At 60.2% G+C, this 24745-nt stretch carries 23 protein-coding genes and 3 pseudogenes; 12 read left to right on the top strand and 14 right to left on the bottom strand.

All coding sequences use genetic code 11. The annotated features are described in order from the left end of the window. Window positions 1–271: 271 nt before the first annotated feature. The 8 genes from HAP54_RS51480 to HAP54_RS51445 form a co-directional block, all read right to left on the bottom strand. Window positions 272–1258, bottom strand: a complete 987-nt coding sequence (locus HAP54_RS51480) for a type IV secretion system protein (RefSeq protein WP_166217163.1) — start codon at window positions 1256–1258, stop codon at window positions 272–274. An 11-nt stretch (window positions 1259–1269) separates the two neighbouring features. Further along, the gene (locus HAP54_RS51475) at window positions 1270–1515 is read right to left on the bottom strand and encodes an EexN family lipoprotein (RefSeq protein WP_166217161.1); all 246 of its coding nucleotides are present in this window, start codon (window positions 1513–1515) and stop codon (window positions 1270–1272) included. Next, entirely contained in the window at window positions 1512–2273 is a 762-nt protein-coding gene (virB5, locus tag HAP54_RS51470) for a P-type DNA transfer protein VirB5 (protein WP_224497207.1), read from the bottom strand. The genes HAP54_RS51475 and virB5 overlap by 4 nt, the downstream gene beginning before the upstream one ends. Next, window positions 2231–4597 carry a VirB4 family type IV secretion/conjugal transfer ATPase gene (locus HAP54_RS51465; protein WP_166308949.1) on the bottom strand — a complete coding sequence of 789 codons (2367 nt, stop codon included), beginning with the start codon at window positions 4595–4597 and terminating at the stop codon, window positions 2231–2233. The genes virB5 and HAP54_RS51465 overlap by 43 nt, the downstream gene beginning before the upstream one ends. Beyond that, a complete protein-coding gene (locus HAP54_RS51460) occupies window positions 4590–4928 on the bottom strand; it encodes a type IV secretion system protein VirB3 (RefSeq protein WP_166217157.1) in 339 nt (112 codons plus the stop codon). The genes HAP54_RS51465 and HAP54_RS51460 overlap by 8 nt, the downstream gene beginning before the upstream one ends. Continuing rightward, window positions 4928–5224 carry a TrbC/VirB2 family protein gene (locus HAP54_RS51455; protein WP_025038371.1) on the bottom strand — a complete coding sequence of 99 codons (297 nt, stop codon included), beginning with the start codon at window positions 5222–5224 and terminating at the stop codon, window positions 4928–4930. Before HAP54_RS51455 ends, HAP54_RS51460 begins: the two co-directional genes overlap by 1 nt. 76 nt (window positions 5225–5300) lie before the next feature. Continuing rightward, entirely contained in the window at window positions 5301–5870 is a 570-nt protein-coding gene (locus HAP54_RS51450) for a lytic transglycosylase domain-containing protein (protein ID WP_166217155.1), read from the bottom strand. A gap of 38 nt (window positions 5871–5908) precedes the next feature. Further along, complete coding sequence (locus tag HAP54_RS51445) at window positions 5909–6544, bottom strand: acyl-homoserine-lactone synthase (RefSeq protein ID WP_166308946.1); 636 nt, start codon at window positions 6542–6544, stop codon at window positions 5909–5911. A gap of 358 nt (window positions 6545–6902) precedes the next feature. Between HAP54_RS51445 and istA the strand changes: the two are divergent. Both istA and istB read left to right on the top strand, forming a co-directional pair. Continuing rightward, window positions 6903–8493: pseudogene (gene istA, locus HAP54_RS51440) on the top strand (IS21 family transposase). Next, window positions 8402–9214, top strand: a complete 813-nt coding sequence (gene istB, locus HAP54_RS51435) for an IS21-like element helper ATPase IstB (RefSeq protein ID WP_166217968.1) — start codon at window positions 8402–8404, stop codon at window positions 9212–9214. Before istA ends, istB begins: the two are co-directional and overlap by 92 nt. A gap of 24 nt (window positions 9215–9238) precedes the next feature. On the opposite strand, the gene ltrA is transcribed toward istB, so the two are convergent. Next, window positions 9239–10489, bottom strand: coding sequence for a group II intron reverse transcriptase/maturase (ltrA, locus tag HAP54_RS51430; RefSeq protein WP_166208664.1), 1251 nt, complete (start codon window positions 10487–10489; stop codon window positions 9239–9241). Window positions 10490–11440: 951 nt separating this feature from the next. On the opposite strand from ltrA, the gene HAP54_RS51425 reads away from it, so the two are divergent. Both HAP54_RS51425 and HAP54_RS51420 read left to right on the top strand, forming a co-directional pair. After that, window positions 11441–12067, top strand: coding sequence for an integrase catalytic domain-containing protein (locus tag HAP54_RS51425; protein ID WP_166308943.1), 627 nt, complete (start codon window positions 11441–11443; stop codon window positions 12065–12067). A 35-nt stretch (window positions 12068–12102) separates the two neighbouring features. Next, window positions 12103–12294 (top strand): annotated as a pseudogene (locus HAP54_RS51420) (AI-2E family transporter); the annotation flags it as partial. A 34-nt stretch (window positions 12295–12328) separates the two neighbouring features. Here HAP54_RS51420 and HAP54_RS51415 read toward each other — a convergent pair. Beyond that, window positions 12329–14989, bottom strand: coding sequence for a cation-translocating P-type ATPase (locus tag HAP54_RS51415; protein ID WP_175619894.1), 2661 nt, complete (start codon window positions 14987–14989; stop codon window positions 12329–12331). A 170-nt stretch (window positions 14990–15159) separates the two neighbouring features. Between HAP54_RS51415 and HAP54_RS51410 the strand changes: the two genes are divergently transcribed. After that, window positions 15160–15735, top strand: a complete 576-nt coding sequence (locus tag HAP54_RS51410) for a hypothetical protein (protein ID WP_166308937.1) — start codon at window positions 15160–15162, stop codon at window positions 15733–15735. A 98-nt stretch (window positions 15736–15833) separates the two neighbouring features. After that, the gene (locus tag HAP54_RS51405; protein ID WP_166309012.1) at window positions 15834–16400 is read left to right on the top strand and encodes a cytochrome b; all 567 of its coding nucleotides are present in this window, start codon (window positions 15834–15836) and stop codon (window positions 16398–16400) included. A 139-nt stretch (window positions 16401–16539) separates the two neighbouring features. Here the strand turns inward: HAP54_RS51405 and HAP54_RS51400 are convergent, their stop codons facing one another. Further along, window positions 16540–16719: a DUF302 domain-containing protein gene (locus HAP54_RS51400; RefSeq protein ID WP_166308934.1), complete on the bottom strand. Its 180-nt coding sequence runs from the start codon at window positions 16717–16719 to the stop codon at window positions 16540–16542. A gap of 513 nt (window positions 16720–17232) precedes the next feature. On the opposite strand from HAP54_RS51400, the gene HAP54_RS51395 reads away from it, so the two are divergent. The 3 genes from HAP54_RS51395 (at window position 17233) to HAP54_RS51385 (ending at window position 20739) form a co-directional block, all read left to right on the top strand. Beyond that, window positions 17233–17904 (top strand): universal stress protein, encoded by a 672-nt coding sequence (locus HAP54_RS51395; RefSeq protein WP_312022726.1) that lies wholly within the window; start codon window positions 17233–17235, stop codon window positions 17902–17904. 208 nt (window positions 17905–18112) lie between these two features. Further along, window positions 18113–18814 (top strand): VIT1/CCC1 transporter family protein, encoded by a 702-nt coding sequence (locus tag HAP54_RS51390; RefSeq protein WP_166308928.1) that lies wholly within the window; start codon window positions 18113–18115, stop codon window positions 18812–18814. A gap of 83 nt (window positions 18815–18897) precedes the next feature. Further along, the gene (locus tag HAP54_RS51385; protein ID WP_166308925.1) at window positions 18898–20739 is read left to right on the top strand and encodes a heavy metal translocating P-type ATPase; all 1842 of its coding nucleotides are present in this window, start codon (window positions 18898–18900) and stop codon (window positions 20737–20739) included. Between the two features lie 365 nt (window positions 20740–21104). On the opposite strand, the gene HAP54_RS52750 is transcribed toward HAP54_RS51385, so the two are convergent. Both HAP54_RS52750 and HAP54_RS51380 read right to left on the bottom strand, forming a co-directional pair. After that, a complete protein-coding gene (locus tag HAP54_RS52750; RefSeq protein ID WP_414646244.1) occupies window positions 21105–21257 on the bottom strand; it encodes a hypothetical protein in 153 nt (50 codons plus the stop codon). A gap of 74 nt (window positions 21258–21331) precedes the next feature. After that, window positions 21332–21514 (bottom strand): hypothetical protein, encoded by a 183-nt coding sequence (locus tag HAP54_RS51380; RefSeq protein WP_166308629.1) that lies wholly within the window; start codon window positions 21512–21514, stop codon window positions 21332–21334. 190 nt (window positions 21515–21704) lie between these two features. Here HAP54_RS51380 and HAP54_RS51370 point away from each other — a divergent pair, with 190 nt between their 5' ends. Beyond that, window positions 21705–21992: a transposase gene (locus HAP54_RS51370; protein ID WP_166308922.1), complete on the top strand. Its 288-nt coding sequence runs from the start codon at window positions 21705–21707 to the stop codon at window positions 21990–21992. Window positions 21993–22019: 27 nt separating this feature from the next. Here HAP54_RS51370 and HAP54_RS51365 read toward each other — a convergent pair whose 3' ends face one another. Continuing rightward, entirely contained in the window at window positions 22020–23429 is a 1410-nt protein-coding gene (locus HAP54_RS51365; RefSeq protein ID WP_166308919.1) for an integrase catalytic domain-containing protein, read from the bottom strand. A 356-nt stretch (window positions 23430–23785) separates the two neighbouring features. Between HAP54_RS51365 and HAP54_RS51360 the strand changes: the two are divergent. Next, a pseudogene (locus HAP54_RS51360) lies at window positions 23786–24294 on the top strand (helix-turn-helix domain-containing protein); the annotation flags it as partial. Window positions 24295–24376: 82 nt separating this feature from the next. After that, window positions 24377–24580 carry a hypothetical protein gene (locus HAP54_RS51355; RefSeq protein WP_166308916.1) on the top strand — a complete coding sequence of 68 codons (204 nt, stop codon included), beginning with the start codon at window positions 24377–24379 and terminating at the stop codon, window positions 24578–24580. Window positions 24581–24745 lie beyond the last annotated feature (165 nt).

The raw sequence follows: 24745 nt of genomic DNA, 5'->3' as shown, positions 1-24745 counted from the left end.
CTGCCGGGCTGGTCTCGCCTTTGCGGACGACCGGTGCTGGCGCGGATGGCGGAGGTGGTGGCTCCGGTGTCGCGAATGGCGTACCGGTCTCCCAATCCCACAGCGAACGATTGAGCGGCCGGCGAGCCTGGCCATCACATGACGGCGGCCCCTTTGACCAGTTCGCGCAGCCGCCAAGCTGCCATGCGATGACGCAGATGATGAATAGTCGACGCCACATCGTTCTGATGCCCCTGTGTTTCTCAGTCGCCTGTTGCCGGCGATCAATTGCTTAAGCCGCCGTAGTCCCCGGCGATCGGGTACGCCGCATGCTGCCGCCCTGACGGCTGGCTCTTACGGCCGCGAGACCACGGCTGGCTGACCAGCGCGCGCCGGCGTAAGCGCCGCTGGCTGCCGCCGTGGCATTGGCAATCATTGGGCTAGTGACCAGCCGGCTGGCGAGCGAAGCGCCCCCCCCGGCGAGACCGCCTGCGATGATCGGCAGTTGAAGCGCGATGTATCCGGACAGACCGAGCACCGCGCTGATGGCGACTGCGGCCACCACCATCTCGCCGGCCGTGCCGGCGTTTGCGGCGAACCTGTCAATGAAGCCGCTGACGGTCGTTAACATCAGCCCGACCAGAGCGACCACCAGCACCAGCAGGATCACGAAATTCGCGACCTGCCGAAGCCAGGCCTCTGTAAACGGGCGCGTAGCCTCAAATAGTCCAAGTGCAATGAAGAGCGGCCCAAGCGCGATCACGACGCCAAGGCCAACTTTGGCATAGAGCAGGATGGCAAACTGCAAGAAGGAGCCGATCGCCACAAAGATCAGGAGAATGGCGGCAATCAGTGCTGGAGCCACGTCGGTTATTCCCGCTTGGTCGTAGATCTTATTGGCGACGTCGATTCCTTTGGACAGAAGCTGATCGAAAGGAGCTCCTGAATTCGTGTTCAATCCCGAGCCCGCTAACGCATTGCCGATCTCCCTCGGCAAGGAATCAAAGAACAGGCCCGTGACGTATTGCTGGAACGCGCTTGAATTGGTCGCGAGTAGAACCACGACCACGATCCGCATCGCCCGCCAGGCAAACTCCATAATAGGCTCGGAAATTGCGCCCCGCATCACCGCAAAACCGTAGAGAATGACATAGAGCATCACGGCCGTGCGGAGCGGACCATCAATGTAGGAGGCAAGATTCGACACCGAGGTCGACACGAATGTCGTGATCGGCTGTTCGAACTCCTTCAAGAAGCTGTCAAAGACGTTTATGGCCATCGCCGCGATCCTTACTTCAGCGCGTCTTTCATCTCTTGGACGGTGATCTTCTTGCGAGCTTCGTTGGCGTTGATGCAGTCGGCCGTCTTCCCGCGCTCGCCTGGGTTATCGCGGCACGCCTTGAGCGTTGCCTGAAGTTCATCCCGATGATTAATGAACCAGCTGACGGTCTTCCTCTGCTGACCGCTGTCGGAATCGTTGCAACCGATAAGAGTAGCCGCAACAGCGTTCGCCAGAACAGATGCCTTCATCGTCATTGTAGGGCCGCCTTCATTTCATCGACCAGTTGGCGTTGCTTCTCGCGCTCCCGTTGTCCGTCCATGTCCGTGCGGGCCTGCTGGATCATCGCTAGCCCTTGCATCCGGAGCACATCGTTCTGCAGCAGCGCCTGCTCGGCCTGCAGCCGTGCCGACAGATCAAGAGTCTCTTTGACGTCGGTCGCCGAGCTGATGCGCGTTCTCAATTCTTCAAGCGCATCGATACGCTGCGAGGCAGTGTCGTAGACCGCCTGGCCCATGGAGTGCTTGGCGCCAGTCTGTCGCGCTATCCGGTCGAGCTCGCTCTGGTAATATGAATTGCCGCTGTTGCCGGCATAGGCGCGGTTCTGCGAAAGGTATTGGTTCATCGCGTCGGCGAAGTTACCGCCGCCCTGCCCCGCCACGAGACGTTCGATGTCAGAGAACTGTTGGGGCAGGACTTTCCGGAACTGCGGCGTGTTGAGCAGCGCGCCGATGTCGTTGGCGTTGGTCCGCTTGTTGAAACTGTCATACAGCTGCTTGGCCTGGTTCAGTTGATCCTGCGCCACCTTCAGCTGCGACGTCAGGGTATCGACCTGCTTCTTCAGTTCCGTCAGTTGCTCGAATTGCCGCGCATAGACGCTCGGATCGAACACAATCTCCGCTGCTGCGGGAGATGCCGTCAGGAGGGCCACGATCGACACGCAGGTGAAGATTGCCGGCATACGCTGAACCATCATCGGACGTCCCGCCGCTCCGCTTGAAATACCGGCAACCATTGCCCCGGATCGTCGCCGACCTCTGCCCGAATGCGGTCGAGCAGTTCGACCGTTTCAGTCCGTCCAGACAACACGGCGAGTGCATCGTCAAAACCGCTGAGGTCGAGCTCCGCCACGACCGAGTTGTGGCCTTGCTTGACCAGGAACCGCCGGCTTTCGGGCGCGAGCTCCTCCTTGATCAGGCGGAATTCAGTGTCGGTCAGATGGAAGCCGTCGACATAGTCCGAGCGCGTTCCCCGCGCGTTTGGCAGGAAGATGTGCGTCGGGCATTGCTCGACAATGGTGTGTGCGATCGGAGAGGCCAGCGCGTCGCGCGGCGACTGCGTGCCGAACACCATGACTCCGTTCTGCTTGCGGATGGTTTTGAGCTTGTTGTTGGCGAGATCACGAAATGCCTCGTCGCCAAGCGCCTTCCAGAACTCGTCGATGTCGATGATCATGCGCCGGCCGTCGATCAGGCGCTCGACCCGATGGAACAGATACATCATGAGCGGCGTGCGAACGGTCGGATGATCCAGCAGATCGGTCATGTCGAAACCGATGAACCGGGCGTCTAGCCCGATTGCATCCTGCTCGCCATCCAGCACCCAGCCGAAAGGAGCGCCTCGGCACCATCGCTCCAAGCGAGCGCCGATTCCTTCGCGATCCTGTTGGCCCAGAAAAGCCCGCAGCGCTCCGAACGAGCGCTCCGCCTGCCGCAATTGAGCAAGGGCTAGCAATCCGGAATCGATCCGCTCCTCCTCGATCACGGTCAGCGGACGGTTGTCTGGCGTTACGAGCTTCCGGACAAGCTCGCCCAGGAACGAAAGATTGGCTGGCGTCAGCTCCAGCGCCTTGAGCGGCGCGCAGCCGGTCCCAACGCCGTTGCGGAGTGTCAGATAAGTGCCGCCGGCGGCGCGAACGAATATCTCCGCACCGCGGTCCTTGTCGAAGAAGACGTAAGTGGCGCCGAGCCGCTCGGCCTGCGACAGCAGGAAGTTCTGCACGACGGTTTTGCCGGACCCCGAGGGGCCACAGATGAAGGTATTGCCGAGGTCGCCGTGATGGAACGAGAAATAAAACGGCGAGCCGGATGCGGTTTTGAGCATCGCAACCGCTGGCCCCCAGTGGTTGCCGGCAGGCTGTCCTGTGGGATAGGTGTGGAATGGGGAGAATGCCGCGAAATTGCGCGAGCTGATCGCCCCAGTTCTTGCCCGATACTTGAACAGCCCGGGGAGTTGCGCCCAATAAGCCGCTTCAAGTCCGAGATCCTCGCGCGCGACGACTGCACCCGCATCCGCCAGGACGCGTCGCGCCACGCTCATGTGGTCCTGCAGCTGCGTAGGCCTCTCGGCGTAGACCAGGAGCGACAGGTGATGATCTCCAAGCGCGAACCTGTTGGATTCGAGATCGTCGAGCGCGTCAGCGAGTTCGTCGATCTGCGAGGCCGCCGGATCCTGAGCCGAGACCAGTTGGTTCTGCTTACGCGTCAGGACCGTCTTGGCGTCGGCTTTCGACAAAAACGCGAAGGATTGCGTGAGGATAATCTCGAAAGGTGCGGAAAGCAGCGCGTTCAACAGGCCCGGTCTGGTGGACGCAGGATATTCCTTGAGTCCGAACATGCCGGCGAAGCGCGATCCACCCGCGCTGCGGATTTCGATGGCTTCACGGCCGAAGATGACACGGTTTGAGTAGAGTGCGGGGCCGATCGGCCCTTGCGCCAACGGCATTGGCATCCACTCGCCGGAGGCCACGGCGTGGAGTAGCTCCATTGGCTCTGAGAAGGTGATGCCGTCGCGCTCGGCCAATCCGAGAGCATGAGCGCCGTAGCGCTCCAATGCCGCGACCATATCCCGCGTGGCATCGTTGAGCCGCTTCAAGGCGTCGCTGTCGACCTCGACGCGAGCCGCAGCGCTCCGGCCAAGCCGCCTGAAGAACGCAGCTGCGGCATCGGCGGGGGCGCGACCAGGATGCCAAACCAGCGTCAGATAGAGATCATTACGAAATAGAGCTGCCTTGCGAATCCGGTCGCGATACTGGGCGTCAAGCGAGGCTGCAAATGGCGAGCGGAATGCCCCGGCCGGAGAGTCTGACGTCCGACGCCGCACCAGATGAGTCCAGAGCGCCAGCCGCGGATCGGCAACATTGCGCAAAGTGAGGTTCAGCTTGGCGTGAAGATCGTTCAGATCCGCCGTCTCGGCGGTCTCGAACGAGGTGCCGTCGAGCCGGATCACCGTGAGCAGGGCCCGGGTCGTGAGACTGATCACGGAATCGGTGACATGCCGGCCGAACGGGAGGTAGACTTCGGGCCCGATCTCCCGGGTTTTGAGCGCTGCGCTACGCATAGCCAAGGTCTCGTGCCTGATATCGCCGGACGAGCTTGAGCGGTGTGCAGGATGATCCGCCCCAGAAGGACGCGTTGCGCGTGCGCCCGCGGGTTTCGATCCAGGCGAGCAGAATCCGGAACATGTTGGGGTCGTGCCGGCAGATCATGCGGCAAAGCCCATGGATCGGAATCGCGACCAGGCCGTAGATGATGCTTCCGGCCACCAGGAACAGGATGCAGGACAACATCACGTTGAGCGCCATGGCTTCCATGGTGACGCCGGCAATCATGGCCGGTCGCGTGCAGGCGAGGAATAGGGTGTCCTCCGTGAGACGCGCGGGCTCGATCATCAACGGCCTCCGGTCAAGGTCGAGACCACCTCGGAGGCGCCGAACGTGATGGCGACACCGAGCACGACATAGGCGGCCTTGCGCAGATCGAGATACCCGAACATCCAGGCGATGCCGACGATGATGACGGCAAGCGTCGCCAGCAGGCGCGCGACGTTGCCGGTCAGCATGTTCACGATGTTCTGCAACACGCCTTCGATGTTTGCGGTCTGCGCCAGCGCCGGCTCAACCAACGCGATGCTGAGGACGGCCCCCATGCAAAGCAGGGCAGCGGAGTGTTTAAGAGGAGAAGTCATGACACGGCTCCGATTGGCAGTGCAGCCGGACCAGCCCGGACCGCGGTGTTGAGTGAACGCAAAACAGAAGAATCCCTTATCGTTGATAGACGAAGGCTGATGTGCCAAGACCTGAGCGATAGACGTCCCAGTTCGGGCGCTCCCTGACGGAGGGAGCTGGCGTGACGCTTGTCGGCATGTCCGTGTTGGAAATGTCGGCAGCATCGGCCGGCAAGGTACGGGGCTCGGGCGTTGTTCGGGGAGCTTTGGCTGCGAAGCTCGCGACCACCCTGGCAATAGCCTGATCGCGGCCCGAGGCGTTCACGTTTGCTGCTTGCAAGCGGACCTCGAACAATCTGCCAAGACCCGCAATATGCTTGCAGGTGTCGAAGGTCGTGGTAGCCGTCAACCCGGCCTGCTTGTTCTCCTCGGCATCAAGTTGCGCGAGACCGGTCCGGACCGACTGGCCGGCGGTAATGGCCTCGGTCGCGAGCTGGATGGCTTCGTCACGGTCATTTGCTTGAATCGGAATCGGTCTCCGCCCCTGAATTGTGATGAGCAGCGGCTCGAACGAGCTCGCTTGCCGCACAATCGCCGTCAGCGGTCGCACGAAGTCCGGCGTCGGCGCGCACTGTTCGACCAGAGCCGAGAAAGCAGCAGGATCCATTGTTGATGACTTTGCCTCGGGAGTTGAAGACGCGGACGCTACGCCGCGAGCGAAAGGCTTGACTGTGCTTCAATTGCCCGCCCCGAAATCTTCCCGGCCGCTCGGATTGCCCCAAGAGCCTCTTCGGTAACCGGCAGCAGTCCTGCGACGGCTTTGGTCGCCCCGATCTGACGAGGTGCGCCCAGGCGATCGAGGTGCCATCCGGCCCTACGCAGGATGCGCTCCATGCGCAGATCAGTGACCGTCGCGATGGCCTGAAGGTCGCGCTCCTGGCCCCATTCGATCATTGCCGCAAACAGCAGGTATGTTGCTTCCCGCAAGCCGTTCTCTGCTGTCGCCGCGACGGTTTTGGTATCAACGCAAAAGCGCGAGCTCTCCCAGATCCTGGCTGCTTTCGGTGCCGCGTGACCATCCAGCAACACCGGGAACGTATCCGCCAGCATGTTGCGTCCAATGGTAGGCAGCAGGCGAACACAACCGACAACCTCGCGCCGCTCGACCACGAGAAGATAAGTGGGTTTCAGCGCGTCGTACTGATCGATCTCTAATCCGCCTTTGACGGAGACGTCCCAGTCGAGCCGCTCCTTGAACACCCGCCCCCGCAGACGGTGCATTCCCATTGTCAGTTCTGAGTCGTGCAGTAGCGCTGTACGCGTGCGCACAATGACTTTCATTCTCGACCTCCGGCTTACGAATCACAGCTTCGAGATCAAGAAAGCAGGCGCAGTCACTGCGTTGCGCTGTCAGTTCTGACAGGCCGTTTTGGAATTGTTCTTGCCGCAAAGCTGCCGCAACGTCGCAATACACGCACATGGCGAATCATGCGGGGTAGTCGCGTTTAAGAACAAGAAAAGGTCTGAAAGAGGTGCAATGAAGAATGTCAAAAGAGCTTGCGACGAATTTGTTGATTGTCTTCACTCTGTGTTTCGGCATGGAATAAGGCCCCCGTTTTCGGGGTGATCGGCATCCAATCGGGACCCCGGGATAAGGGTCCACAGTGGCTTCCATCGAGTCATGGAAGCCGAGGTTGGGATGCTGGTGGTGGAGACGATTGGTAAGATCCGTCGCGCCTACTTTGTTGATGGTCGTCCGATCAAGGCGATCTGCCGAGAACTTGGCGTATCGCGGAAGGTGGTTCGCAAGGTCATTCGTTCTCAAGCGACGGAGTTCCGGTACGAGCGCGAGACGCAGCCGCTCCCGAAGATGGGTGCCTGGAGTGCCGAGCTTGATCGGTTGCTGGCAGGGAATGAGAGCAAGGCGGCGCGGGAACGGCTGACGCTGATCCGGCTATTCGAGGAGCTTCGCGGCCTGGGTTATGCCGGCGGCTATGATGCGGTTCGTCGATACGCACGACGGTGGAGCAAGGAACGCGGCCCCTCGACAGCGTCGGCTTATGTGCCGCTGAGCTTTGCACCAGGCGAAGCCTACCAGTTCGACTGGAGCCACGAGGTCGTCCTGCTGAGCGGCACCACGGTGATGGTGAAGGCTGCCCATGTCCGGCTCTGTCACAGCCGCATGCTGTTCGTGCGGGCCTATCCGCGGGAGACGCAGGAGATGGTGTTCGACGCCCACGACCGGGCGTTCGCCCTGTTCAAAGGCACCTGCACCCGCGGCATCTACGACAACATGAAGACCGCGGTGGAGGCGATCTTTGTCGGTAAAGGCCGTCTCTACAATCGCCGCTTCCTGCAGATGTGCAGCCACTATCTGGTCGATCCGGTCGCCTGTACGCCAGCGTCGGGCTGGGAGAAGGGGCAAGTCGAGAACCAGGTCGGGCTGGTCCGGGAACGCTTCTTCACGCCGCGGCTGCGGTTCAAAAACCTCGACGAGTTAAACGCCTGGCTGCTCGACAAATGCATCGCCTACGCGAAGGCTCATCGCCATCCGGAGCTGACCGATCAGACGATCTGGGACGTGCTCGAAGCCGAACGCCCCAAACTCGTTCCCTATGCCGGCCGCTTCGACGGCTTCCATGCGGTGACGGCATCGGTCTCGAAGACCTGCCTGGTGCGCTTCGACAACAACAAGTACTCGGTCGCAGCCAGCGCAGTCGGACGACCGGTCGAGGTTCAAGCCTATGCCGATCGCATCGTGATCCGTCAGGATGGACGTATCGTTGCCGAGCACCCGCGATCCTTTGGCCGCGGCGATACCGTCTACGACCCCTGGCATTATGTGCCGGTGCTCGCCCGCAAACCCGGCGCCTTGCGCAACGGTGCTCCCTTCAAAGACTGGGTGCTGCCGGCCGCGATCGAGCGGATCCGGCGCAAGCTGGCCAGCACCGACGATGGCAATCGGCAGATGGTCGACATCCTCAACGCGGTGCTGACTGACGGTCTGTCCGCGGTGGAAGCGGCCTGTGCCGAAGCGCTCAGTCACAGCGTCCATTCCGCCGATGTCGTTCTCAATATCCTGGCCCGTCAACGTGAACCCGCCCCACCGGCCAACATCATGACGCCGGCCGCACTGACGCTCCGTCATGCACCGATCGCCGATTGTGCCCGCTACGACAACCTCCGGAGGACCATCTGATGGAACGAACCCAAATCTTCGACCTCATGGGCGAACTCAAGCTCTACGGCATGAAGGCTGCCTTCGACGAGATCATGGCAACTGCCGTTAAGCGCCAGCACGAACCTCAGCGCATTGTCGGCGACCTGCTCAACGCCGAGATCAACGAGAAGCAAGCCAGGTCGATCAAATACCAGCTCACCATTGCCAAGCTGCCGCTCGCCAAGGACATCGCCGACTTCCAGTTCGACGGCACGCCGATCAATCAGACTCTCGTCAATGATCTCGCTGACGGCGGCTTCATCGCCCAACAACGCAACGTCGTGCTGGTTGGCGGCACCGGTACAGGCAAAACACACCTGGCCATTGCCATCGCCAGAAGTTGCATCCGCGATGGCGCTAGAGGACGCTTCTACAACGTCGTCGACCTCGTCAACCGGCTCGAGACCGAAACCCGCAACGGTCGGCAGGGACGGCTCGCCGAGCATCTGACCCGGATGGACTTCATCGTTCTCGACGAGCTGGGCTATCTGCCGTTCGCGCAATCCGGCGGTCAGCTCCTGTTCCATCTCATCAGTCGGCTCTACGAGCGTACCTCCGTCATTGTCACCACAAATCTTGCGTTCGGCGAATGGCCGAGCGTGTTCGGCGATGCCAAAATGACCACCGCGCTACTCGACCGATTGACCCATCACTGCGACATCGTCGAGACCGGCAACGACAGCTGGCGATTCAAAAGCCGCGACGATGTTCAAACAACCCGCGCTCGCGCCGTCTCCGGTCGAGTCGCCCGGGGGAATTTCACCCCCAGGCGCTCACGAATCCGGACGTGAAGCTCGCGCTTCATCCGGCTTCTATCATCCAGCCGTTGGTCTGATGCCGACTTTCCACAGATACAGCAGGCTTGGCGCTCGTTTTGCGAGACGTCCTAGCCAGGATATGGCCGCAGTTTTCCGGCGCTTGAACCTTTTATATTTCCCCATCACCCACCGGGTGAGCACCATGTTGACGTGACGAAGGACGTTGACGCACTCCGAGCGGTAAAACCGCCCGTAGTAGTTCAGCCATCCTCTCGCGACAGGGTCGATCAGTTTGGCTAGGTCTTCCAGCGTTTGGTTGCTCCTGCTTGTCACCCGCCATTCGCGGATAGCCTGCCGGATTCCCTTGGCTGCCTTGCGGCTGATGGCCGGTGCGAAGCTGACAAACTTCTCACCCTTGCTGTCCCGAGCTTTGCGCGGCCGGAACGTGTAGCCGAGGAAGTCGAACGTGATTTGCTCGTACCCTCCGCTCCGATTGTTGTCCTTGCAGTAGACGATCCGGGTTTTCTCCGGGTGGAGTTCCAGACCGCACTCGGCAAGGCGATTACGGATCGCTCCCAGTACGGCTTTGGCCTCCTCCTCACTCCAGCAATGGACGATCGCATCATCAGCGAATCTTTCGAAGCGCAGGTGTGAGAAGGTCCGTTGCATCCATGCATCGAAACAATAATGCATGAAGAGATTGGAGAGTACGGGCGAGACGACAGAACCCTGAGGGGTTCCTCGTGTTCGCTCGTCGCGGGTCCCGTCTTTCCGCTCCACGGTGGCTTGCAGCCACCGTCTGACGTAGAGACGAACCCAGCCCAATTCCACATGGTGGGCTACAGCTTTTTCCATCAGGTCCCATGGAATCGTATCGAAGAACGACTTGATGTCCAAGTCTATGACCCAATCGAATTTCCAGCAGCGCTCGCGCGCCTTCCCCACCGCATCGAGCGCAGAGCGTCCGGGCCGATAGCCGTAAGAGTCGGGGTGGAAGACTGGCTCCACTTCCTTTTCTATGACCATCTTTGCGACCGTCTGGGCCACTCGGTCTCCGACGGCGGGAATGCCGAGTTTCCTGACACTCTTGCCATCGGATTTGGGGATTTCCACGAGACGAACAGGCGGTGGAAAATACGTCCCCGACGACATGCGATTCCAGACCTTGTAGAGATTCCTCTTCAGGTCCTTTTCGAACGCCGCGACGGAGACGCCATCCACGCCCGCGGCCCCTTGGTTTGCTTTGACCTGTTTCCAAGCCTGCCAAACAAGGTGCTTGGAGATATCATACGGCTTTGCCTCGGACATCAGTTCATCCCCATTGCGGGTTGGCTGTTGTCGTTGGCCAGATGATCGGGTCCCTTCGCTCCACCTGCATTACCAGGCTTCATCACTACTGCGAACCCGTCCGCCCCTGCGCCGTGCATCGGTACTCTCCCCTCAGCGGTGCTGCCGCTTTCAGGTTCTCCCTTGGCATCACGACACAGGTTCCCACGTTCCGTGTAAGAGCCTGCCATCAGGATCGCGCCGCCTCTACACCGGTCGTCACCCATCCAGTAACCAGGCTCCCGATAGGCTTGCTCCCAAGGAAGGGTTGAACCCTTGGTTTCGACAACGTCTGTACTGGTTTTCGATGCTTCATCGGCGGTTCGCTTCCGCTCGCCTTCCTGAGGCTTACCTGACGGGCTTGCGCCCGCCTTTTCCAACAACGCTCACCACCTCGACCGTTGTGTCGAAGCAGCTTGTGGTGGTTTGGACTCTGATCCTGCAATCCGAGCCCGAGGGGCCTACCCTCATCTCTTGCACAGCAAGGCTGCTTGAAGGCTTTAGGTCAATTGATCTACCTCCTTCTTCGCGCCGTCGTGGCGCACCAACCCCGACCAGCTCCGACGACCCGAGCGCTACCAGCAGAGCACAGCCGATCAAAGGGCGCATTGCCTCATCGAAAATGTTACCGAACAATTCCGCTGATGACTGGGGCGGCGTTACCGAATCAGGTCGGTGGCGCCAATGGCGAGCGGGATCAGCATGGGCGCAAGGCGCGAGGTGTTGGCCGCGGTGGCGAGGCGCTACCGTGCGGCTGGACGAGTTGAGAAGGGACGGATCCTTGACGAGTTGACAGCAACGACGGGTTGGCACCGCAAGCACGCGGTGCGAGCACTGTCGGTTGCCGGAAGGGACAGGCCCAGACCACCACTGGACGAAGGGGCAACGAGCCCAACCGAACCAGCGACAAGTCGGCGACGCAAATACGCCAGCGTGCGCGACGCGCTGATCGCGCTGTGGGAAGCCTCCGATCGCGTCTGCGGTAAGCGCCTCGTATCGATGATCCCAGTGCTGTTGCCCGCACTCGCACGGCATGGCCGGCTGAAGCCAACGAGCGCAGAGCGTGCGCTGCTGACAACTCTGAGCGCGGCGACGATCGATCGGATGTTGATCGACGTTAAAATTGCGGCTGCTGGGGGGCGCCGGCGGCGAGTCGGATTCTACTCGGCGATTCGACGCGAGGTGCCGATCCGCACTTTCAATGACTGGGCAAACCCGCCGCCAGGCTTTTGCGAGATCGACATGGTCGCGCACGGTGGGACCAGCGTCGCCGGCTCGTTTATCCAGACTTTGACCATGGTGGACATCGCAACAGGATGGACGGAATGCCTGCCCCTGGTGACACGCGATGGCAGCCTCGTCGTGGAAGCGATGACGCGAGCACAGGGCCTGTTCCCGTGGGTGATCTGTGGCGCCGACTTCGATAACGACAGCGCGTTCATGAACGACGTCGTCGTTCCATGGTGCCGAGCACAGAAGATCGAGGTAACGCGGTCACGTGCCTACAAAAATGTTGATCGGCGTGGGGTCCCGACGCCGATCGGCGAGCCAAGCTATTGATCTACCAAGCGATGGAGGGGTCAATGTTGGATGCTTATTTACAACCGATGCTCGTAGGTAAGGACACCAAGATGCCCGACTACGTGGTGTTCTTCTCGACGCTTGGCGGGATCGACGCCTTCGGTCTCAACGGCTTTGTCATCGGTCCCGCAATCGCGGCCATGTTTATCGCTGTGTGGGATATATTCTTGACGTCGAGACAAAGGAATGACGACTTAATTGCTTGAGGTTTTTCGGCATCCTGCGCTAGAAAAAGTGGAGTTAAGTCTTTGCTGACGTCCGATCACTATCTGGTTCATACCTGCGAACAACGCGCCTGATGAGCGGCCCAAAGAACAATGGGAGCGTACTCATCGAGAAAATAATTCCCCACATTTTGAGCTCCGGCGCGACCATGTGGAGCATGTATGCCAAGCTCGGGACATACGCCGCAGTCAGCAGGATGCCGGCGCAAAGCGCCAGCGCCGCCCACATCCAGCGATTTCGGCTGACTTCATTGTTGATAAGCGCTGACCGTTGGTGGCGCATATTGAAGACGTGCCAGAGCTGGCTAAACGCCAATGTCAGGAACGTCACCGTCACCGTCGCTTGCTCCTCCAGCTTGAGTCCGAAGCGCGCAAGGGCAAGGGCTCCAAATGTCGCGATGGTCAGTGTGATACCGTACAGGGCAATCGCGAGCCATTGGCTCCGGCCGAGAATCGGCTCCGTCGGACGGCGCGGTGGCCGCTTCAGTATGTCCTTGTCGCCCTCGCCCATAGCGAGGGCAAAAGCCGGAAAGACGTCCGTTACGAGGTTCAGAAACAGTATCTGCAGGGGAAGAAGCGGCAATGGCAGCCCGGAGATCATCGCAATGCCGACGATCAGAACCTCGGCGAGATTGCAGGATAGAAGGTAAGTCGCGAATCGGCGGATATTGCCAAAAATGATCCGCCCGTTCCGGATCGCCTCAACGATCGTCGGGAAGGCGTCGTCCAACAAGATCATCGCAGCCGCTTCGCGCGCTACGTCGGTGCCCCGTAGCCCCATGGCCACACCGATGTCCGCTTGACGCAGCGCCGGTGCGTCATTTACCCCGTCGCCCGTCACCGCAACAATCTCGCCAGAAGCTTGGTAAGTACGCACAAGATCCAGCTTCTCTGTTGGGCTCACGCGAGCGAATATATCGGCTTGCAAGAACTCCTCGCTGACTTTGCCGTCGTGACTGGTTAGTTCATGGCCTTCTATAACGCGCGGCGCGTCGCCACCCAGTCCTACAAGTCTCGCAATGCTGCGCGCGGTGACCGCATGGTCGCCGGTGATCATGACCACCCTGATGCCGGCCGCGTGGCATGCGCTTATCGCAGGCGGCACGTCGGTTCTTGGCGGATCCTCAAGCCCAACGAGGCCAAGAAAGGTCAAAGCCTCAAAGGCCGAACCGTCAGAGCGTGACCGGGTTTGCCTGGCAAAGGCAAGCACGCGGAGGCCGTTGGCACCGAGATCAGTCACACGCGCGAGCCACGCATTGCGGGTGTTATCATCGAGGGTGGCGCGAGTGAGCACCGCTTCCGGCGCTCCTTTTACGGCGACGAGATAGCCGTCGTCACGGCGATGCACCGTTGCCATCATCTTCCTGACAGTATCAAAGGCGTACTCTCGGACTTCTTCTGTCTCGCTCAACAACTTACGACGATCCAGGCCGGCAAGCCGACCCGCGCGCAACAGGGCAAGTTCCATTGGGTCGCCGCTGTCATCGGCAGAAACGTGCGCCAATGTCGAATTGTTGCAGAGCACCGCGATCCTGAGCAGGCTTTCGAGTTCGGCGGTGGTGTCCGGCTGAACGGCGGCGCTCGGATCAGCGGGCGTAAAGCTGCCGTCCTCGACGCTCAGTTCGCCCGATGGAAGCCAGATCCTTCTTACCGTCATGCGGTTTTCTGTGAGTGTTCCGGTCTTGTCGGTGAGGATGACTGTCGTTGCGCCAAGCGTCTCGACTGCTGACAGACGCTCGACCAGAGCTTTCTTGTGCGCCATTCGCCACATGCCACGGGCCAGGGCGAGCGTCGCAACGATCGGCAAACCTTCCGGAATAGCGGCGACGGCGAGCGCGATAGCGGCTTCGACCATCAGGAAGGCGTCCTTGCCCTGCAGCAGGCCGATTCCAGCAATCAGCCCTGTCAGAGCGAGTGTAAGCCAGACAAGCTGCCCGGACAGCAATGCAAGTTTCTTCTCAAGCGGGGAGGCTTCCGTCTCGGCTTCTGCGACCAGCCTGGAGATTTGGCCCAATTCGGTATCCATACCGGTCGCAACGACAACGCCGGCACCGGTGCCGCTCGTGACGCTGGTCCCCTTGAAGAGCATGGATGTGCGGTCGGCAACGCGCGCCGCGGTATCGACCGGAGTGGTCGATTTGCCGACCCGCATCGACTCGCCGGTCAGCGTCGATTCATCCGCGTCGAGGTCGGCGGCTTCAACGACCCGAAGGTCCGCCGAGATGACATCCCCAGCATCGAGCAGGACGATGTCACCCGGAACCAGCCGCTCCGCCGGAACCAGGCGCGCCTTGCCCCCACGGAGCACCCTGGCCGACCGGCTTCCGAGCGCTCGTATGGCCTCGATCGATCGAACCGCCTTGATTTCAGTAACGAATCCGATCGCGGTATTGAGGATCAGGACGCCAACAATGGCGCCGCCTTCCTCCCATTCGCGAAAGTAGAATGCGACGGCCGCGGCAACTGCGAGCAGGCCGACCACAAGGCTCCGAAACTGGTGAAAAAGGACGGAGAGAAGCCCGGCTTTTTGCCGTGAGCCAATCGCGTTTGCACCGTAGACAGTCAACCGCTGCTCGGCCTCTTGGTCGAATAAGCCGGAGGCGAGAGACACGTCTAATGCAGCGAGTACCTCGGTTACGCCCCGGCCGTGCGGAGCAATGAGCCGAACGCGTTTCATTCTCGCGACCATCCATCGTGCGTGGTATTGAGGTAGAAAATACTCACCATTTTAACCCGCATTCACGGTCATATGTTGAGTCAGCGCAACGAATCCCAGTCGCCAAGAGACGGCTATATTTTATATTTCCTGGTTGAGTGAGGTCGAAACCGTCCCAAGTTAGGTCGATCATGACAGAAGCGGCCTCCCACCATTTGATCGAATTGCGCGTCAATAACGTCGCGCAACTATTTCATACGTTGGACCCATTTCCGTTCCGGGAGCGCGATCTCGACAAGGAAGCGGAAGAGTTCATCGTCGGCTGGGCCCGCGAATTGTCCGCCGATCGGGCGATAAGGATCGTGATCCACTATCCTGAGTCCGAGGCTCAGACGAATGCGGCTCAGGAGTTGAGCGAGGCATTTCATCGCTATTTTTCCGAACGCGCTGGCACCATTGAGCGAGAGATCAAGGAGCTTTTTCGGGTAGGTCGGAGGTCGCTCGGGATCGGAATTACTATTCTGATCATATGCCTCGTGTCGGCACATCTCGCGGGCAGTTATCTGATTGATATACCGTTCAGGCGTCTGGCTGAGGAGAGCTTTCTCATTCTAGGTTGGGTCGCGAATTGGCGGCCTCTTGAAATATTCTTGTATGATTGGCTGCCGCTGGCTCGGAAGCGTGACTTGTACCATCGCCTTTCAATCGCAACGGTCGAGTTGAAAACATATGGCAGTCCGGAACCCATCGAGAAAGGGCAGGCCTGAGCGCCTTCGTGCCACTCGAACAATTGTTGGCGACGAACTTGATCCATATCAACGAACCTCGGCCGCGTCAGGAATATATTTTCAAAGAGGGTTCCGGCATGCAGCTATTTAATTCAACCAAGGACTACGGCGCTGTTCCGCAGGCGTTGCATTGGCTGACGGTCTTCCTCGTCGCTCTCGCTTGGGCGCTTGGGACTTTCGACGATGTGCTGCCCAAAGGTGGTCCGCGTGATTCCGGTCTGTTTGTTCACATTTGCGCAGGGATAGCGATCCTCTTCCTTCTCGTAGCGCGCATAACCTGGCGGTTGGTCGATCCGGCTCCGCCGCCGGAAGCGACCGAATTTGGTAGCTGGATGGGACAGTGGCTGGATCCTGCCGCTCGGATCGCGCACTACAGCCTTTATGTGTTGTTGATAGCGGTTCCTGTTGTCGGCGTTGTGCTTCAGTTTGCGCGCGGGGATGCCCTGCCGCTATTTGGTTTGGCCGAGATTCCATCGCCATGGCTCAAGGACCGTGCCTTCGCCCAAAATGTGAAAGAGGTTCATGAATTTCTCGCACATGCGTTGGTGATTCTCGCGGCTTTCCACGCTGCCGCCGCGCTTATCCATCATTGGGTATTTCGAGATCGCACGCTCGTTCGAATGCTGCCTCACTCCAACAAATAGCGCGGACGGCATTCCAACAATCGCGTTTGATACTTGGCTTCGTTTGTCGATCTGATTTGGCTCTAGGGACCTGCTGCCGAGAGAACAACTTACACTGCGACTTCGTGCGGCTTGACGGCTAGGTGAGCGAGTGTAGCTCCTATATGCATGCCCCAAGGATACGATATTTGCGGAAATCGATCCCAAGCTTTTCCTGGAAGGTCCGCTGTACATCGACTTCCGTAATGATCCCAAAGCCCCCCTGTTTTAGGGCATCGATGGTGCGCTGTAAGGCTTCGTCAAACCCAACGAGCAAGGTTTTGCTGAAATAGTAGCTCATTCTGAAGCTCCTTCCTGCGGGGGCCGATTTCAGGCTCTAAAGATAGTCCGAATAGAAATCCGCAAGTTACCGCGCCCGCGCTGGGCCGATTGACCGAATCGTCGATCTGGCCACCTCGGGTGACGGGCCGATCTTGATCGACATCGGCGGTCCAACCGGCATGACACTCCTTTGTACGAAGTTCGCCGATGGCTCATTGAGTTAGATCAACAGCGCACCAGGGCGATCAGGGTTACCTGTAGCTGATGGCGCCGGGCGCGGAGCGATACGGACGTTTCTGCGCAAACTCAATTCGGCAGAGACCTGAGAACCAATCTGATTGAGAGTCTGAGCAGGGAGAGGTCGATGGCTTTTAGAGACGTACTTCTTGGGTTGACCAGCTACCCTGAGCCGACACCAGTCTCGGTCGTAGAGAACGCCGTGTCGTTTGCGTCATCGTTGGGTTGTCACATCGCGGCCCTCGCGTGCGAGGTCCACGTCCAGGTCCCCGGAAGCTTTCTCTCAAGTTCGCTCGTGAATGTCGCGGGCTTGGCTGCCAGTGAGGCAAACAAAAGCCGGAAAGGAGCAGAGGCCCTGCTGGCTGCATTTGATTCGATTGCGGATAGGGCTAGCTTATCGCACGAGAGAATACTGGAAAAATGTTTGACGCACGAAGTACCGGACATGTTTGTGGAATATGGGCGGCTTCGCGACCTGATGATCGTGCCAGTCCCGGAAGCCTATGACCAATGGTATGCGGAGGCTGTTATATTCGGAACAGGGAAACCAACCTTGGTCCTGCCGGAAGGACCGCGGGCGAAACCGTTCAAACTCAATACCACGGTGGTTGCATGGGATTTCAGCCGCGCAGCGGCGCGCGCGATTGCGGACGCGATTCCGGTGCTGGAAATAGCTAAGGAAGTTCGGATCGTAACGGTCGCGAATGAGACGGTTCTCGATACCAAACACTCGGGCGAAGAACTCGCCAAGAACCTGTCGCGACACGGCATCGACGTGATTCTTGAAAATGTAGACGCGACAGGGCGGTCAATTGGGGAAGTCCTTGAAACGCACGCAGCTTCCTGCAGCGCAGACCTGCTTGTGATGGGTGCATATGGACACTCTCGATTGCGGGAATTCATCCTCGGGGGAGCGACCCAGAGCATGTTGTCGAAGCCCCCGGTGCCGATTTTGTTTTCACATTGACCTATCTAGCGTGGCGTCGACGCATGGCACGCGTGACGTCGACGCCGGAGACGGGCCGAGATTGGCCATGTGGCGCTAACGAGACGATCGAGGCTTACCCGGAAAAGATACAGCACCGTCTCGATCTGCTGCATCAGAATGTCCGGAAATACAATTTCCAATACGGTGGCGACCGCAACGCGGCTTCAGGCGTTATCAGGAGAAAGTTATGAGTCGCCTTCACGTGCACCCCGAGAACCATCTCGTTGATCGGATCGGATGGCTCAGGGCCGCCGTGCTGGGAGCAAATGATGGTATCATCTCGACCGCGAGCTTGATCGTCGGCGTTGCGGCCGCGGCTACGACGCGAAACGATGTGCTGATTGCAGGTATTGCGGGATTGGTGGCCGGAGCGATGTCGATGGCGGCTGGCGAATATGTTTCCGTCAGTTCGCAGTCGGATACCGAGCAGGCTGATCTTGCACGGGAGCGCAAGGAGTTGAACGAAAACCCCGCGTATGAACTCGACGAACTTGCCGAAATCTATGTCAAGCGAGGTGTCGCCAAACCCCTGGCGCGGCAGGTGGCCGAGCAGTTGATGGCGAAGGACGCGTTGACGGCTCACGCGCGCGACGAACTCGGAATCTCGGAAATCACCACAGCGCGTCCCGTCCAGGCTGCGGTTGCCTCGGCCGCAATGTTTTCGCTGGGCGCCGCCATGCCGTTGCTGATGGTTATCGTATCGCCTAGCAACGCCCTGGTGCCGATTGTGTCCGCGGCGTCACTGGCCTTTCTCGCCATTCTGGGAGCGATCGGGGCAAAGGCGGGCGGCGCGAACATTCTGAGAGCCACCATCCGTGTGACTTTTTGGGGCGCGTTTGCCCTTGCGCTCACCGCCGGTATTGGAAAGCTGTTCGGGACAGTGGTCTGAAACTCGGGTTAGGCGCGGTTTCGCGTGTGCAACTTGGTATGGCTGCGGTCGGGCGGTCGCCCGTTTCTGTGAGGTCGTTTGAGATGCTTGCCGGCTTCGTTGTGCGGACTTTGCTGGTGTTGCTGCCGGCTTTCGGTCTTGCCCTCGGCTTTGCCATGCCGCAGCTCGGACAGGCGGCGTGGCAGGATCGTGTCTGGGCGGCGTTCACCATTCCGGTTCTGATCGTCCTTGTTTACGACATTGTTGCAAGCCTGCGACGCGGTGAAATTGGCCTCGATATCGTTGCGGTCCTGTCGATGGCGGCAGCGCTCGTCGTCGGGGAGGAGCTGGCCGCAGTCGTCGTCGCGCTGATGTATGCCGGCGGGCAATTCCTCGAAGCGTTTGCTGAACGCCACGCGCGCCGCGAGATGACGGCGCTGCTGGCGCGGGTACCTCGAACCGCCGTTCGACATCGCGCGGGCGGGCTGGAAGAAGTCGCGCTGGACCTGATCATGCCCGGCGACCGTCTGCTGATCCGGCAGGGCGATGTGATCCCGGCCGACGGGGCGGTGGCGAGCGGGCTTGCGGTCCTCGATCAATCCGCGCTCACAGGTGAGCCGATCCCGGTCCAACAGCACGCTGGCGATGACGTAATGAGCGGCTCCACCAACGCCGGCGAGGCATTCGACCTCACCGTATCGCACCGCGCCGCCGAAAGCACTTATGCCGGCATCGTGCGCCTGGTCGACGGGGCGCAGCGCTCCAAGGCGCCAATGTCGCGACTCGCCGATCGCTTCGCGATAGTCTTTCTCGCTATCACCGTGCTGATCTCCGCCGTCGCGTGGTTCTTCACTGGCGATCCGGTCCGCGCGGTCGCCGTTCTCGTTATTGCTACGCCGTGCCCGCTTATTCTCGCGGTGCCGGTTGCCATCGTGTCCGGCCTTTCCCGGGCGGCGCGACATGGCATTCTGATCAAGGGAGGCAAGGCGATCGAGGCGCTCGCGCGCGTCAATTCGCTGGTCCTTGACAAGACCGGCACGCTCACCGACGGTAGGGCGAAGGTCGTGGCCGTCAACGTACCGGCCGATGCCGATCCTGCCGAAGTCTTGCGCCTCGCAGCCTCGCTTGATCAGGCGTCCAAGCATATCATCGCCCAGACCATCGTTGCCGAAGCGCAGAACCGCCGGCTCAAATTGGCGATACCGTCCGACGTTGTCGAAACACCGGGCGAAGGAGTCCAGGGCTTCGTTGAAGGGCGACCCGTCGCAATCGGCGGGATCCAGTTCGTGATGTCCAAATTGCCGCAGGGGACGGAAAACCCCTACCAGCCGGCTAGGGTTGCCGGCGCAGTCATTGTCGCCGTTGCTATCAATGGCCGTCTGGCGGGCGAGATAAGGCTGGCTGATGAACTGCGGTCGGGCACACAATCTCTCCTGCAGCGGCTGAGAATGCTGGGCGTGCAACGGATTGTTCTCGCAACGGGAGACCGGAGCGAGGTTGCGGACGCCATTACTGCAGGCTTGGGAATCGACGCGGTGCGTTCGGGGCTGACGCCGGATCAAAAAGTCCTGGTTGTGCTGTCCGAGCGGAAAAACGGTCCCGTCATGATGGTCGGCGACGGCGTCAACGATGCGCCGGCGCTGGCCGCGGCCGATGTCGGCGTGGCAATGGGCGCGAGAGGCACGGCTGCATCCGCCGAAGCCGCCGACGTTGTCATTCTGGTCGATCATCTCGATCGCATCGTGCCCGCCATGGAGATTGCCCGACGTTCCCGCTTCATCGCGCTAGAAGGTGTATTTGCCGGGATGGGGCTCTCGCTGATCGGAATGGTGGCCGCCGCGTTGGGCTATTTGACGCCGGTGGAGGGGGCGCTGATTCAGGAAGCAATCGACGTCGCCGTTATCCTGAACGCTCTGAGAGCTCTGGGTGATGGGAAATTGTCTTAGTCAGCCGCGCCTATGGAGCGCGAGACCATGCATGAACAAACGGTAGGTTTTGGCGCAAAAACGGCGCGGCGTCCGATCTCGCTCGTTGGGCAGGGAATTGCCGAACTTTCTGAAGGCTCACAATAGACGGCTTTCGAATGACCGCGCAAAGCTATCATTCGCCAAAACATCAGAGTTGTCTACCCAGCGGTAGCCGTTCCATCTTCACTCACATATCAGTCGAACCGGTTTGATCAGCTCTTGTCGAAAAGATGCGTTCATTTCTCGGCATCGCATCGGCCCGCGTTGCCCTGGCCGCGTGCATGACGTCGGCGGTGTAAGGCACCCGGATCGCATAGCCGCATTGTCGAAGGATGCGCTTTTGTTTAGGCTGCTGCGTCCGCTCTGAAGGCTAATCGGCCGCGCCATTTTTCCGATCCGTCGAGTCCGGTTTGCAGCACGAGGGCATTTTCGCGTCCTGCGACCCGCAGTGCGAATGCTGCCTGGGCCGAAAGGCTGCCGGTGTTGCAGAATAGGATGACCTTCTTGTCTTGGGATTTTCATCGATGCGGCTGAGTACCTCGCGCCATTCGATGTTGCGCTCGCCAGGGATCTAACCTGCGGCGAATTGCGCCGCATCACGGGTGTCGATGAACACGACGATATCGACGATTTCTTTCGAGAGCTGTTGCGGCACAATAATGCCAGCCTCATAGGGAGCGAACTCCATGTAGTCCTGCACGGCCATGGCCGGGTTCTCGGCGAGAGCCGGGCCGACCAGAAGCGTCGCGCCCAAAAGGCAGACGATGAGGGTTCGGCGGTCCCACCGATCGAGCTCCTGAAGCGGTAGAGAACGGCCTTGCCGATTTTTAGCAACGAAGGTCCAACTCTCATCGAACGCCAGTTGCGCAGGGTACCCTCGCTGATCGTATCCGTCCGAGGGCGGCCGTCTTGCGAGTTTTTCCGATCTGTAGCTGACTGTCCTTATGGACGGACATAAGGACAGTGCGGTGCTGAGCCGCATGGATTTGGTGGAGACCGGTCGGCGGCGACGCTGGACGCGTGCGGAGAAGCTCAGAATCGTAGAGGAGAGCTTCTCGGGGCCACGACTGGTGTCGGCGACGGCTCGCCGGTATGGGATATCACGTCAGCTTCTGCTGAGCTGGCGCAAGGCTTGGACCTGTCATGATCCGGCCGAAGAGGATTCGATCGGCCCGACATTCGTCCCTGCGATAGTTGCGGCAAGTACGCTGTCATTCGGCCTGCAATATTGACCCCCCGTATTGCCTCAGGAAGTAATGTTACCCGGGATGAAGGTCTACGAACTGCCCCAGACCGGTCTCGAGCCGCGGCCAGCTCGGTGGAGAGGCTGTGGGCGGGGCGGAGTGCTCATCACACGCAGCGCCGTCCACAGCCTCGGGCCGTATTTCATCCACGGGCATGGATACGATGGCTGTCTCCGCCACCTTCCGCCGGAGGGACCGAAGCAGGCGCTGAACGATCGAATGCTGCTTGTCGCTGAACATCGAGGGATCGATCGTGGCGAGCCTGCCCACGATGGCCAGTGCAGTGAGCTGTGGCTCGACGGCGAGCCAGTTCTCGATGATCGCGAGATGGGGATCGAGCTTCGAGGGCATGCGAATACGCTTTTTGTATCGCTGTTTCGGCCGGCGGTGCGTGGCCCGCACTTCGGCGGTTTTTGCCGCCGTGCCGAGCGATCGGGCAAACGAGAGCGGATCAGCCGGCGATACGGTGGGAACCTTCGCAAGACCGCGCTTGCCGATCCGTTCGCCGAGCTCTTCCTGCGCCGTGCGGATCGTGGCAAGCAATTGTATGGGATCGAGAGTCCGATACGTGTGGCGCAGACGGCGCTTGACCGCTGATGGGAGTTTCGGGTGCCCCAGTGCACGTTCGTATGGTGTGGCAGGCGGATGATAGCGTTTGATGATCTTGGCACCCTCGCGGCGCTTCTCTTTGAGCTTGAATGACGGCTGGAAGAAGTTCACCAGCAGGCGCGCCGCCGCGTAGAGACGTGCCATCACGCGGGCCGTCTCGACCCCGTCGAAGCGCCCGTATCCGACGAGCCGCCGGACCACCGCACCGTTCTTCTGCTCCACGAAAGCCTGATCGTTCTTTTTGTAGGCACGTGACCGCGTTACCTCGATCTTCTGTGCTCGGCACCATGGAACGACGACGTCGTTCATGAACGCGCTGTCGTTATCGAAGTCGGCGCCACAGATCACCCACGGGAACAGGCCCTGCGCTCGCTTCATCGCTTCCACGACGAGGCTGCCATCGCGTGTCACCAGGGGCAGGCATTCCGTCCATCCTGTTGCGATGTCCACCATGGTCAAAGTCTGGATAAACGAGCCGGCGACGCTGGTCCCACCGTGCGCGACCATGTCGATCTCGCAAAAGCCTGGCGGCGGGTTTGCCCAGTCATTGAAAGTGCGGATCGGCACCTCGCGTCGAATCGCCGAGTAGAATCCGACTCGCCGCCGGCGCCCCCCAGCAGCCGCAATTTTAACGTCGATCAACATCCGATCGATCGTCGCCGCGCTCAGAGTTGTCAGCAGCGCACGCTCTGCGCTCGTTGGCTTCAGCCGGCCATGCCGCTCGAGTGCGGGCAACAGCACTGGGATCATCGATACGAGGCGCTTACCGCAGACGCGATCGGAGGCTTCCCACAGCGCGATCAGCGCGTCGCGCACGCTGGCGTATTTGCGTCGCCGACTTGTCGCTGGTTCGGTTGGGCTCGTTGCCCCTTCGTCCAGTGGTGGCCTGGGCCTGTCCCTTCCGGCAACCGACAGTGCTCGCACCGCGTGCTTGCGGTGCCAACCCGTCGTCGCTGTCAACTCGTCAAGGATCCGTCCCTTCTCAACTCGTCCAGCCGCACGGTAGCGCCTCGCCACCACGGCCAACACCTCGCGCCTTGCGCCCATGCTGATCCCGCTCGCCATTGGCGCCACCGACCTGATTCGGTAACGCCGCCCCAGTCATCAGCGGAATTGTTCGGTAACATTTTCGATGAGGCAATGCGGGGGTCAATATTGCAGGCCGAATGACAATTTCCGGCTCGGTGCGGAGTTACAAGTTGCTATCGGACGGACGGCGTCAGATAGGGGCGTTCTACCTTCCCGGCGATGTCTTCGGGTTGGAGTCCGGGCCGGTGCATCGGCTGACCGCCGAAGCGGTCGTCGATACCACAGTTCGTCTAGTCAAGCGTCGCAACCTCGAACAGGCCGCCCGCATCACGGTTCAGGTTGCCCGGAGTCTCTGGACCATGACCGCCGGCGAGCTCCGACATGCCGAAGATCATATGCTGCTTCTTGGTCGGAAGAGTGCGATGGAGCGCGTGTAGCAAGCTTCCTGCTTGAGATGGACCGGCGGCTCGCCACTACCGACATGGTCGCGCTGCCGATGTGCCGCAGGGACATCGGAGACTACCTGGGCCTCACGCTCGAAACAGTCTCGCGAGCCCTTTCTCAACTCCACGCAGACGGCGTACTTGGCTTTTCCGGCGCCCGTCAAATCGTGCTCCGCAACCGACAGCGCCTGCGGAATTTGGACGCCTGAAGGCTCGCCTTCTCCGATCCCAGACGCGTAACGCAAGGAAATATTACTCGACTTCCAGGACGCAAACCGTTGGAGGCTCGCGATGAACCACTCGATCTACAGCACCGATCGCGCGACCCACATGAAAATCGTGGCCGCCGCTTTGGTAGCAAGCATCGGTGTCGCGGGCTTCGGAATCGCGGTTCGTATCAACACTGACAACGAATACTCTCGGACTGCCCAGGTTATTAAGATCAAAGCGCGCCATCAGGAGAGAAAGCTCGCGGTTGCGTTGCCGACCCCATGAGCCTTCCGGTAAGGTTTGGTCAACGTGAATCTTACGCACAAGAGCGGCTTCGATGGTGCTCACAAGAGCCCGAGTGTTCTCCGCGCCAGCATCGCCTTGAGCCAAACCAGGTTCAGCCGAGCAGTGCACTTGATGCCGATCAACTGTCTCCGGTCATAGCGAACT

The sequence above is a fragment of the Bradyrhizobium sp. 2S1 genome (assembly GCF_011516625.5).
GTDB classification, from domain to species: Bacteria; Pseudomonadota; Alphaproteobacteria; order Rhizobiales; family Xanthobacteraceae; genus Bradyrhizobium; species Bradyrhizobium septentrionale.
This window is presented reverse-complemented; position numbering and strand designations above follow the sequence as displayed.

Coding starts and splice junctions, on each gene's coding strand:
- HAP54_RS51355 (WP_166308916.1), top strand. CDS start 24,377: ATGAACCACTCGATCTACAGCACCGATCGCGCGACCCACATGAAAATC.
- HAP54_RS51405 (WP_166309012.1), top strand. CDS start 15,834: ATGCAGCTATTTAATTCAACCAAGGACTACGGCGCTGTTCCGCAGGCG.
- HAP54_RS51415 (WP_175619894.1), bottom strand. CDS start 14,989: ATGAAACGCGTTCGGCTCATTGCTCCGCACGGCCGGGGCGTAACCGAG.
- HAP54_RS51450 (WP_166217155.1), bottom strand. CDS start 5,870: ATGGATCCTGCTGCTTTCTCGGCTCTGGTCGAACAGTGCGCGCCGACG.
- HAP54_RS51370 (WP_166308922.1), top strand. CDS start 21,705: ATGGACGGACATAAGGACAGTGCGGTGCTGAGCCGCATGGATTTGGTG.
- HAP54_RS51465 (WP_166308949.1), bottom strand. CDS start 4,597: ATGCGTAGCGCAGCGCTCAAAACCCGGGAGATCGGGCCCGAAGTCTAC.
- HAP54_RS51475 (WP_166217161.1), bottom strand. CDS start 1,515: ATGACGATGAAGGCATCTGTTCTGGCGAACGCTGTTGCGGCTACTCTT.
- HAP54_RS51390 (WP_166308928.1), top strand. CDS start 18,113: ATGAGTCGCCTTCACGTGCACCCCGAGAACCATCTCGTTGATCGGATC.
- HAP54_RS51445 (WP_166308946.1), bottom strand. CDS start 6,544: ATGAAAGTCATTGTGCGCACGCGTACAGCGCTACTGCACGACTCAGAA.
- HAP54_RS51410 (WP_166308937.1), top strand. CDS start 15,160: ATGACAGAAGCGGCCTCCCACCATTTGATCGAATTGCGCGTCAATAAC.
- HAP54_RS51400 (WP_166308934.1), bottom strand. CDS start 16,719: ATGAGCTACTATTTCAGCAAAACCTTGCTCGTTGGGTTTGACGAAGCC.
- HAP54_RS51480 (WP_166217163.1), bottom strand. CDS start 1,258: ATGGCCATAAACGTCTTTGACAGCTTCTTGAAGGAGTTCGAACAGCCG.
- istB (WP_166217968.1), top strand. CDS start 8,402: ATGGAACGAACCCAAATCTTCGACCTCATGGGCGAACTCAAGCTCTAC.
- HAP54_RS51385 (WP_166308925.1), top strand. CDS start 18,898: ATGCTTGCCGGCTTCGTTGTGCGGACTTTGCTGGTGTTGCTGCCGGCT.
- ltrA (WP_166208664.1), bottom strand. CDS start 10,489: ATGTCCGAGGCAAAGCCGTATGATATCTCCAAGCACCTTGTTTGGCAG.
- HAP54_RS51455 (WP_025038371.1), bottom strand. CDS start 5,224: ATGACTTCTCCTCTTAAACACTCCGCTGCCCTGCTTTGCATGGGGGCC.
- virB5 (WP_224497207.1), bottom strand. CDS start 2,273: ATGGTTGCCGGTATTTCAAGCGGAGCGGCGGGACGTCCGATGATGGTT.
- HAP54_RS51460 (WP_166217157.1), bottom strand. CDS start 4,928: ATGATCGAGCCCGCGCGTCTCACGGAGGACACCCTATTCCTCGCCTGC.